The sequence below is a fragment of the Kluyvera sp. Awk 3 genome (assembly GCF_028069715.1).
GTDB classification, from domain to species: Bacteria; Pseudomonadota; Gammaproteobacteria; order Enterobacterales; family Enterobacteriaceae; genus Kluyvera; species Kluyvera georgiana_A.
This window is the reverse complement of sequence record NZ_JANEWH010000163.1, coordinates 1-9,120: the sequence shown is the minus strand read 5'-3', so window position 1 is coordinate 9,120 and position 9,120 is coordinate 1. Positions and strand designations below refer to the sequence as shown.

The 9,120-nt window shown below is 54.1% G+C and carries 11 protein-coding genes; 6 read left to right on the top strand and 5 right to left on the bottom strand.

Annotated elements, in window-relative coordinates; translation table 11 throughout:
- Positions 1 to 67: 67 nt before the first annotated feature.
- Genes trkA through def form a run of 4 tightly spaced genes read right to left on the bottom strand, consistent with a single transcriptional unit; the run spans position 68 to position 4,281 of the window.
- Positions 68 to 1,444, bottom strand: coding sequence for a Trk system potassium transporter TrkA (gene trkA / locus NNN71_RS21890; RefSeq protein WP_064541661.1), 1,377 nt, complete (start codon positions 1,442 to 1,444; stop codon positions 68 to 70).
- 21 nt (positions 1,445 to 1,465) lie between these two features.
- Entirely contained in the window at positions 1,466 to 2,755 is a 1,290-nt protein-coding gene (gene rsmB, locus NNN71_RS21885; protein WP_249022672.1) for a 16S rRNA (cytosine(967)-C(5))-methyltransferase RsmB, read from the bottom strand.
- A gap of 54 nt (positions 2,756 to 2,809) precedes the next feature.
- Positions 2,810 to 3,757 carry a methionyl-tRNA formyltransferase gene (gene fmt / locus NNN71_RS21880; protein ID WP_271459331.1) on the bottom strand — a complete coding sequence of 316 codons (948 nt, stop codon included), beginning with the start codon at positions 3,755 to 3,757 and terminating at the stop codon, positions 2,810 to 2,812.
- 14 nt (positions 3,758 to 3,771) lie between these two features.
- Positions 3,772 to 4,281, bottom strand: coding sequence for a peptide deformylase (gene def / locus NNN71_RS21875; protein WP_064541669.1), 510 nt, complete (start codon positions 4,279 to 4,281; stop codon positions 3,772 to 3,774).
- A 129-nt stretch (positions 4,282 to 4,410) separates the two neighbouring features.
- Here def and dprA point away from each other — a divergent pair, with 129 nt between their 5' ends.
- From dprA to NNN71_RS21845, 6 genes are read left to right on the top strand one after another with little or no spacing between them, the layout of a single operon-like run.
- Complete coding sequence (gene dprA / locus NNN71_RS21870; RefSeq protein ID WP_163446619.1) at positions 4,411 to 5,535, top strand: DNA-protecting protein DprA; 1,125 nt, start codon at positions 4,411 to 4,413, stop codon at positions 5,533 to 5,535.
- Positions 5,507 to 5,980, top strand: a complete 474-nt coding sequence (gene smg, locus NNN71_RS21865) for a DUF494 family protein Smg (RefSeq protein WP_163446617.1) — start codon at positions 5,507 to 5,509, stop codon at positions 5,978 to 5,980. The genes dprA and smg overlap by 29 nt, the downstream gene beginning before the upstream one ends.
- A gap of 26 nt (positions 5,981 to 6,006) precedes the next feature.
- A complete protein-coding gene (locus NNN71_RS21860; RefSeq protein WP_163446615.1) occupies positions 6,007 to 6,561 on the top strand; it encodes a DNA topoisomerase family protein in 555 nt (184 codons plus the stop codon).
- Complete coding sequence (gene tsaC, locus NNN71_RS21855; RefSeq protein WP_163446613.1) at positions 6,554 to 7,126, top strand: L-threonylcarbamoyladenylate synthase type 1 TsaC; 573 nt, start codon at positions 6,554 to 6,556, stop codon at positions 7,124 to 7,126. The genes NNN71_RS21860 and tsaC overlap by 8 nt, the downstream gene beginning before the upstream one ends.
- 3 nt (positions 7,127 to 7,129) lie before the next feature.
- Positions 7,130 to 7,948: a shikimate dehydrogenase gene (gene aroE, locus NNN71_RS21850; RefSeq protein ID WP_167574930.1), complete on the top strand. Its 819-nt coding sequence runs from the start codon at positions 7,130 to 7,132 to the stop codon at positions 7,946 to 7,948.
- Positions 7,945 to 8,202: a DUF1488 domain-containing protein gene (locus tag NNN71_RS21845; protein WP_163446609.1), complete on the top strand. Its 258-nt coding sequence runs from the start codon at positions 7,945 to 7,947 to the stop codon at positions 8,200 to 8,202. The genes aroE and NNN71_RS21845 overlap by 4 nt, the downstream gene beginning before the upstream one ends.
- Here the strand turns inward: NNN71_RS21845 and NNN71_RS21840 are convergent.
- Entirely contained in the window at positions 8,178 to 8,732 is a 555-nt protein-coding gene (locus NNN71_RS21840) for a gamma carbonic anhydrase family protein (protein WP_271459330.1), read from the bottom strand. The genes NNN71_RS21845 and NNN71_RS21840 overlap by 25 nt on opposite strands.
- Between the last annotated feature and the right edge of the window lie 388 nt (positions 8,733 to 9,120).

Here is a 9,120-nt window from a genome sequence, read left to right as displayed (position 1 = left end):
GGTATTAATTAACCCTTAAATATTAGAAGGTTAATAAAAAAGCGCTCTATTGAGCGCCTTTGGGAAATTAAAGGAAGAAAGGACTGGGCTGGAACAGGCGTTCGACGTCGGAAATATATTTTTTATCGGTCAGGAACATAATGACGTGATCGCCTTGTTCAATACGCAAATTGTCATTCGCAATCATGACGTCATTTCCACGCACCACCGCGCCAATAATGGTGCCTGGAGGCAGTTTAATTTCGTCAATCACTCGGCCAACCACTCGTGAAGTACTTTCATCGCCGTGTGCGACGGCTTCGATGGCTTCAGCAACACCGCGGCGTAGCGACGAAACGCCTACGATATCCGCTTTACGTACGTGGCTAAGTAGTGCAGAGATGGTGGCCTGCTGTGGTGAGATCGCAATATCGATCACGCTGCCCTGAACCAGATCGACATAAGCGCGGCGTTGGATCAACACCATTACTTTCTTGGCGCCCATCCGCTTAGCCAGCATCGCCGACATGATATTGGCTTCGTCATCGTTGGTGACGGCAATAAACAGATCGACCTGATCAATGTGCTCTTCCGCCAACAGCTCTTGATCCGAGGCATCGCCAAAGAAGACGATGGTATTTTGCAGTTTCTCTGCCAGCTCTGCCGCTCGCTGTTGATTACGTTCAATCAGCTTCACGCTGTAATCTTTTTCCAGCCTGCGTGCTAACCCCGCACCGATATTACCACCGCCAACCAGCATGATGCGCTTGTAAGGTTTCTCCAGACGTTGGAGCTCACTCATTACCGCGCGAATATGTTGTGATGCGGCGATAAAGAACACTTCATCACCGGCTTCGACAATAGTGGAACCCTGCGGGCGAATCGGGCGGTCATGGCGGAAAATCGCCGCAACGCGGGTATCAATGTGCGGCATATGCTCACGCATTGTTGAGAGCGCATTACCCACTAGCGGGCCGCCGTAGTAAGCCTTCACCACAGCCAGGCTAACTTTTCCTTCCGCGAAGTTCACCACCTGCAGTGCGCCGGGGTACTCGATCAGACGGTAGATATTGTCGATAACCAATTGCTCGGGAGCGATCAGATGATCGATCGGTACGGCATCGCTGTGAAAGAGCTTATCGGCGTCGCGTACGTAGTCCGGTGAGCGGATTCGTGCAATACGGTTTGGCGTATTGAATAACGAGTAGGCCACCTGGCAGGCGACCATATTGGTTTCATCCGAACTGGTTACCGCGACCAGCATATCGGCATCGTCGGCACCGGCTTCACGCAAAACGCGGGGGTGAGAAGCATGGCCTTGTACCACGCGAAGGTCGAATTTATCCTGCAGGCTGCGCAAGCGCTCGCCGTTAGTGTCAACGATCGTGATGTCGTTGTTTTCCCCGACCAGGTTTTCCGCCAGCGTTCCGCCGACTTGTCCGGCGCCCAGAATGATAATTTTCATCAGTTGCGACCCGTTATTTCATCACTTTTTGATTAGCTTAGCGTAGAAGAAGCCATCACCTTCTTCGGCACCCGGTAAATTCTGTTGCCCTGGCTGCTCAGGCGTACCGGTTTCACGCAGTTCAGCATCCGGTGTGCGGGAGAGAAACGCGGCGATTTGCTGCTGGTTTTCTTCCGGCAGAATGGAACAAGTCGCGTATACCAGCGTACCACCCGGCTTCAGGTGTGCCCAGGTTGCGTTAAGGATCTCGGCCTGCAGCTGTGCCAGTTCGGCAATATCACGGTCGCGGCGCAGCCATTTGATATCCGGGTGGCGACGGATTACCCCGGTAGCGGAACACGGTGCGTCCAGCAGGATGCGATCGAACTGTTGATCGCCGCACCATTGTTCAGGATAGCGTCCATCACCCTGTTTCACCGTCGCCTTCATGCCCAGCCGTTTCAGGTTGTCATACACGCGTGACAGGCGTTTCTCGTCGACGTCGACGGCCAATACATTGGCCTGCGGCGCGATTTCCAGAATGTGAGTGGTTTTGCCGCCCGGCGCACAACACAGGTCAAGGATTTGCTCGCCGTCCTCCGGCAGCAGGTAGTTTACGCACCCTTGAGCGGAAGCATCCTGCACGGTCACCCAACCTTCGTCAAAACCTGGGAGGGCGTGTACGGGCGCTGGCGTTTCCAGACGCACCGCGTCCGGGTAGTCAGGATGCGGGAATCCCGTCATACCGGCTTCCGTTAGCAGATCAAGCCAGCCGTCGCGTGAGTGGTGAGTGCGGTTAACGCGCAGCCACATCGGCGGGCGCTGATTATTGGCCTCAAGGATGCTTTCCCACTGCTGCGGATAGGCCGCTTTAATGCGTTTTACCAGCCAGGAAGGATGAAGGAAGCGCAAATCGGTTTGTGAGAATTCAGTTAGCAGCTCTTCCTGACGGCGCTGGAACTGACGCAGTACGCCGTTGATCAACCCTTTCAGCTGCGGACGCTTTATGACGACTGCCCCTTCAACGGTTTCCGCCAGCGCGGCATGCGGCGGAATACGGGTATGCAGCAGCTGGTAGAAGCCCACCATGATCAGGTAATGGACGGTGCGCTGTTTGCCCGTCATCGGGCGTTCCATCAGCTGTTGGATCATCCACTCAAGCTGGGAAAGTGTGCGCAACACGCCGAAGCACAGCTCCTGGAGCAGCGCTTTGTCTTTATCGGCCACTTTTTGCTGCATGGCGGGCAGCACATTGCTTAGTGACTGTCCCTTTTCGACGACCTGTTCAACGGCCTGGGCCGCCATACTGCGTAAATTAAAATGTTTTTTCATAACCGTAAAAATAAAAATGCCCGGAGACTCCGGGCTTTAAAAAGGTACCAACCGTCAGAGTAGACGGTTTCCGGGCTCGAACCACTCCCGACGCGAGTTAAGCAGATCCTGAGCGCTCATGGCCTTCTTACCCGCTGGTTGCAGCGAGAGAAGATTGAGGATGCCGTCGCCGGTCGCGACCTGAATACCCTGGCGGGTGGCTTCGAGGATGGTCCCCGGCTCGGCGCCAGCGTGTTTGTCAATCACCGAAGCCTGCCAGATTTTGACCGGCTGCTCGTCGATAACGATGTAGCTCATTGGCCACGGATTAAAGGCGCGGATGCAGCGTTCCAACTGAGCGGCGCTGAGCGTCCAGTTAACACGGGCTTCTTCTTTGCTCAGCTTCTCAGCATAGGTAACCAGAGTTTCATCCTGCACTTCCGGTGTCGCCGTGCCGGTTGCCAGCAAATGCAGCGTGTGCAGCAGTCCCTGAGGGCCAAGCTCAGCCAGCTTATCGTAAAGGCTGGCGCTGGTGTCTTCAGGGGTAATCGGGCAGGAAAGCTTATGCAGCATATCGCCGGTATCCAGGCCCACGTCCATCTGCATGATGGTCACACCGGTTTCGCTGTCGCCGGCCCACAGCGAACGCTGAATTGGCGCAGCGCCACGCCAGCGCGGCAGCAGAGAACCGTGAACGTTGATGCACCCGAGGCGCGGCATAGTCAGCACGGCTTTCGGCAGGAGAAGCCCATAAGCGACGACGACCATGACGTCAGCCTGTAGATCCGCAACCAGCTTCTGATTTTCTTCAGGACGCAGCGAGGCTGGCTGAAAGACTGGAATGCCTTTCTCTTCCGCCAACACTTTTACCGGGCTTGGCATGAGCTTCTTACCACGGCCGGCAGGGCGGTCTGGTTGGGTAAATACGCCAACGACCTGGTGCTCAGACGACAACAGCGCGTCAAGATGACGCGCTGCAAAATCAGGAGTACCCGCAAAAATAATACGTAGGGAATCTGACACGTTAATCCTTATCCTTAGGCACGCGCGTTCAGGCGATCCAGTTTTTCAACTTTCTGACGAATACGTTGCTGCTTTAACGGCGACAGATAATCGATAAACAGCTTACCGACTAAGTGGTCCATTTCATGCTGAATACATATAGCCAGCAGGCCGTCAGCTTCCAGCTCAAAGGGGTTACCATCACGGCCAATGGCGCGAATTTTCACGCGCTCGGCACGAGGAACCAGCGCCCGCTGTTCCGGAATGGACAGGCAGCCTTCTTCAATGCCGGTATCGCCGTCTTTTTCCAGTAGTTCTGGGTTGATCAGCACCAGCTGTTCGTCACGATTCTCAGAGACATCGATAACGATAATACGTTGATGGATATCGACCTGGGTCGCCGCCAGACCAATCCCTTCTTCGGCGTACATGGTTTCGAACATATCGTCCACGATACGCTGGATTTCGTCATTCACTTCTTTTACCGGCGCAGCGACTTTGCGAAGACGCTCGTCCGGGATATGTAATACTTGCAAAACTGCCATAAATATCCAGAGTTCTGTTCAGGAGTAGGAAAGATTATTACCTCTATTCTAGACAAAACCCCCTCTAATTGACAGAGTCACTGACCAATCGCAAAGATTGCTAATGCCGCATGTGGCAAGGGGGAACGGATGTCACCCGAGGAACTCGCCTTTCGTTTGTTAAAGGTGAATGATTTGTATGGCGATGGCATGCTGAACGCGCTGTGTGCGTTGCGTCAGGAAACGTGCATTACCCATCAAATGCTCTATGTTTTGGGCTTCAGCATTAAGCAGGCCGAACGTTTTTTTGCGTTTTCACCCGCAGAGATGGAGGCCGCTAACCGTTGGCTGGCGGAATCAGACAACCATCTTTTATTTGCGGATTCTCCCTTGTACCCGGAACCGCTTCGCGCCATTAGCGATTACCCGGCAGTATTGTGCGTACGCGGGAATCTGGCATTGCTGCATTCCCCACAGCTCGCCGTTGTGGGGAGCCGGCAACACTCTCTGTACGGTGAGCGCTGGGGGCGCTATTTGTGTGAATCGCTGGCGAAGATGGGAATTACGATTACCAGCGGCCTGGCGCTAGGTATTGATGGGGTTGCCCATCGGGGGGCGTTGCAGGCTGGCGGCAGCACGATAGCGGTCCTCGGCAGCGGGCTGAATCATATCTATCCCCATCGGCATCGGTCACTGGCGCAGAGCATTGTGGAACACGGCGGGGCGCTGGTGTCAGAATTCCCGCTTATGGCGACGCCTGCGCCTTATCATTTCCCGCGGCGTAACCGTATTATCAGCGGGTTAAGTCGCGGCGTATTGGTTGTGGAAGCCGCGTTGCGAAGCGGTTCGTTGGTGACGGCGCGCTGCGCGCTTGAACAGGGGAGAGAGGTGTTCGCTATCCCCGGGCCGCTTGGTCATCCGGGCATGGAGGGGCCGCATTGGCTTATCAAACAGGGAGCGATTACCGTCACGGAGCCTGAGGATATTCTGGCGCTTTTTCCGGGATTAAACAGACATTTGTCCGAACGAGCAAAAATGGCAAATTATTGTGCAGATAAGGAATCCGTAGCATTGCCATTTCCTGAGCTCCTGGCTAACGTAGGAGATGAGGTAACACCTGTTGACGTCGTCGCTGAACGTGCCGGCCAACCTGTGCCAGTCACCGTGGCCCAGCTACTTGAACTGGAGTTAGCAGGATGGATCGCAGCTGTACCCGGCGGCTATGTCCGATTAAGGAGGGCAGGCCATGTTCGACGTACTAATGTATTTGTTTGAGACCTACATCCATAACGAAACAGACATGCGCGTAGATCAGGACAAACTGACTCGGGATCTTACCGATGCGGGGTTCGAACGTGAAGACATCTTCAACGCGCTAATATGGCTGGAAAAGCTCGCCGACTATCAGGAAGGCCTCGTAGAACCGATGCAGCTGGCATCAGATCCTCTCTCCGTGCGTATTTTCACACAGGAAGAGAGCCAGCGTCTGGATGCAAGCTGCCGAGGATTCCTGTTATTCCTGGAGCAGATTCAGGTGCTGAACCTCGAAACGCGGGAAATGGTTATTGAGCGCGTGCTGGCTCTGGATACTGCAGAGTTTGAGCTGGAAGAGCTGAAATGGGTCATTTTGATGGTTCTGTTCAATCTTCCGGGCTGTGAAAACGCGTATCAACAAATGGAAGAATTACTCTTCGAGACGAATGAAGGTATGCTGCATTAAATCATTTTGTGGCATCAAGAGTTGTTATGGTCAAATCAGCACTGTTTTCGGTGCCTAAACACGAGCCCTGTCCACAGTGCGGGGCCGAACTGGTCATACGGTCCGGTAAACACGGGCCGTTTCTTGGCTGTTCCCATTATCCGGAATGCGATTACGTTCGTCCCCTGAAAAGTCAGGCGGATGGTCATATCGTTAAAATTCTGGAGGGGCAACTGTGTCCCGAGTGTGGTGCCGTTATGGTGCTGCGTCAGGGGCGCTTTGGCATGTTCATCGGATGCAGTCAGTATCCGGAATGTGAACACACTGAGGTTATTGATAAACCTGATGAAACGGCGATTTCCTGCCCCGCCTGCCAGCAAGGGCATCTGGTGCAGCGCCGCTCTCGTTACGGCAAAACCTTTCATTCCTGCGATCGTTACCCAGAATGTCAGTTCGTCATTAACTTCACACCGGTTGCGGGGGAGTGCCCCGAGTGCCACTACCCGCTGCTTATCGAAAAGAAAACGGCGCAGGGCGTAAAGCGTTTTTGTGCCAGTAAACAATGTGGAAAGCCGGTTCCGGCGAAACAAATCAGTGAATAAAAACCTGCCATCAGAGGCCGTACAGCGTGCGGTTGTTGCTCTGAATAATAAAGAAGTCATCGCCTATCCAACCGAAGCCGTGTTTGGCGTAGGTTGCGATCCTGATAGTGAAGAAGCGGTAATGCGCCTGCTGGCGTTAAAACAGCGTCCGGTAGAAAAGGGGCTGATTCTGATCGCCGCAAGTTTCGAACAACTTCAACCGTATATTGACGACAGTCAGTTGACCGACGAGCAGCGTGCCACGGTCTTTGCCCGTTGGCCTGGGCCGGTGACGTTTGTCTTCCCCGCGAAGCCAACGACTCCCGCCTGGCTGACCGGCCGCTTTAACTCGCTGGCCGTTCGCGTCACCGATCACCCGGTGGTCATTGAACTCTGCCAGGCCTATGGCAAGCCTTTGGTGTCGACCAGCGCGAATCTGACCGGTTTGCCTCCTTGTCGCACCACGGCAGAAGTGCTTGCCCAGTTCGGTGATGATTTCCCGGTGGTGGATGCGCCGACCGGTGGGCGGATGAATCCGTCAGAAATCCTCGATGCCCTGACGGGTGAACGTTTTCGCCAGGGGTAAAGAATGGAAAGCTACGTCGTTTTTGGTAACCCGATTGCCCACAGTAAATCGCCGTTCATCCATCAACAGTTTGCCGAGCAGCTGAACATCGTGCATCCGTATGGTCGCATGTTAGCGCCGTTGGATGGTTTCGTTACTGCGCTGGAAGCTTTTTTCCTGCAGGGCGGTAAAGGGGCGAACGTCACGGTGCCTTTTAAAGAGGAGGCGTTTGCCCGTGCTGATGAGCTCACCGAGCGCGCGGCTCTAGCGGGGGCGGTAAATACGCTGAAGCGCCTGGAGGATGGGCGAATCCTCGGTGATAACACCGATGGTATTGGCCTGTTGAGCGACCTGGAACGACTTGGGCTGATTAAGCCCGGCTATCGTGTTCTGCTGATTGGCGCTGGCGGCGCGGCGCGCGGGGTGCTGCTGCCGTTGCTTTCGCTGGATTGTAACGTCACCATCACTAACCGTACCCACGCGCGGGCGCAAACGCTCGCCGAACTGTTCCGCCATACCGGCAGCGTTAGCGCGCGGCCAATGTCTGAGCTGGACGGGTATGAGTTCGACCTTATCATTAATGCTACATCCAGCGGCATCTCTGGCGAGACTCCGCCAATCCCGGTATCGCTACTGGGTCCGCAGGTGTGTTGCTATGACATGTTTTATCAGCAGGGCAATACGGCCTTTCTGTCCTGGTGCATTCAGCATGGTGTAAAACGCTATGCTGATGGATTGGGGATGCTGGTGGGTCAGGCGGCGCACGCCGTTTTACTGTGGCACGGGGTTTTGCCGGACGTTGAACCGGTGATCGCGTCCCTCAAACGTGAGCTGGGCGTATGAATCAGGCGATCCAGTTTCCTGACCGCGAAGAGTGGCGTGCCGATCTCGAAAGCATTTGTTTTCCTGTGCTGGTGAACGGTATGCAGCTAACGTGTGCATTAAGTGCAGAAACGATGACTCGTCGCTTTGGCGGCGATAACCCGCAGCAATGGCTCGCGTTGTTTAGCGAGAATCGCTGGGATCTTGAAGAAGAAGCCAGCGATCTGATTCGCGATCAGCAGGAAGACGCTCAGGGTTGGGTCTGGTTGTCCTGATCCAGATAGTCATCTTTCCATTTCACATAGTTATTGGCCGAATAGCGTAATCCCTCGATTTCGGCCTCTTTTAATGGTCGAATCTGTTTGACCGGACTACCCAGATAAAGATATCCACTTTCCAGACGCTTATGTTGTGGTACCAGGCTACCCGCGCCGATCATGACATCGTCTTCAACGACCGCGCCATCCAGCAGAATCGACCCCATACCGACCAATACCCGATTACCGATGGTGCAGCCGTGCAGCATCACTTTATGACCGACGGTAACGTCTTCGCCAACGATGAGCGGATTACCTTCCGGGTTCCTGGCTGACTTATGTGTCACATGGAGGACGCTACCATCCTGGATATTACTGCGTGCGCCAATCTGGATATAGTTAACGTCGCCGCGCGCGGCAACCAGGGGCCAGATGCTGACATCATCCGCCAGACGAACGTCGCCGATGATTGCGCAGGTAGGGTCAATCATCACGCGCTGGCCGATGACGGGGAATAAATCTTTATAGCGGCGTAAAACGGCTGACATGTTTACCTCATTAAAACGGTGTCATGGTGGGATTCTTTCTCATTATCGGCCCAATTCTGGGGTTTCTCATCTCAAAAATTAAGCAAATTGCATACTTACAGAGCGAAAAGTGTGAAAAAACGGCACTTAGAAAAAAAGTTGAGAAAAGGGGTTGTGCAAAAAACAAAGTTCCCTATAATGCGCACCCACTGAGACGGCAAACGTGAATCACTTCACACTAAGTAGCTGGTTCGGTTGAAGAGAAAAACCTGAAAATGAGGGTTGACTCTGAAAGAGGAAAGCGTAATATACGCCACCTCGCGACGGTGAGCTGTAAGCCGCGTCGCAACTGCTCTTTAACAATTTATCAGACAATCTGTGTGGGCACTCGAAGATACGGATTCTTAAC

What these genes read in the sequence shown, in the direction of transcription:
- smg (WP_163446617.1), top strand. Translation starts at nt 5,507, where the DNA reads ATGTTCGACGTACTAATGTATTTGTTTGAGACCTACATCCATAACGAA.
- NNN71_RS21845 (WP_163446609.1), top strand. Translation starts at nt 7,945, where the DNA reads ATGAATCAGGCGATCCAGTTTCCTGACCGCGAAGAGTGGCGTGCCGAT.
- rsmB (WP_249022672.1), bottom strand. Translation starts at nt 2,755, where the DNA reads ATGAAAAAACATTTTAATTTACGCAGTATGGCGGCCCAGGCCGTTGAA.
- def (WP_064541669.1), bottom strand. Translation starts at nt 4,281, where the DNA reads ATGGCAGTTTTGCAAGTATTACATATCCCGGACGAGCGTCTTCGCAAA.
- NNN71_RS21840 (WP_271459330.1), bottom strand. Translation starts at nt 8,732, where the DNA reads ATGTCAGCCGTTTTACGCCGCTATAAAGATTTATTCCCCGTCATCGGC.
- aroE (WP_167574930.1), top strand. Translation starts at nt 7,130, where the DNA reads ATGGAAAGCTACGTCGTTTTTGGTAACCCGATTGCCCACAGTAAATCG.
- trkA (WP_064541661.1), bottom strand. Translation starts at nt 1,444, where the DNA reads ATGAAAATTATCATTCTGGGCGCCGGACAAGTCGGCGGAACGCTGGCG.
- NNN71_RS21860 (WP_163446615.1), top strand. Translation starts at nt 6,007, where the DNA reads ATGGTCAAATCAGCACTGTTTTCGGTGCCTAAACACGAGCCCTGTCCA.
- dprA (WP_163446619.1), top strand. Translation starts at nt 4,411, where the DNA reads ATGTCACCCGAGGAACTCGCCTTTCGTTTGTTAAAGGTGAATGATTTG.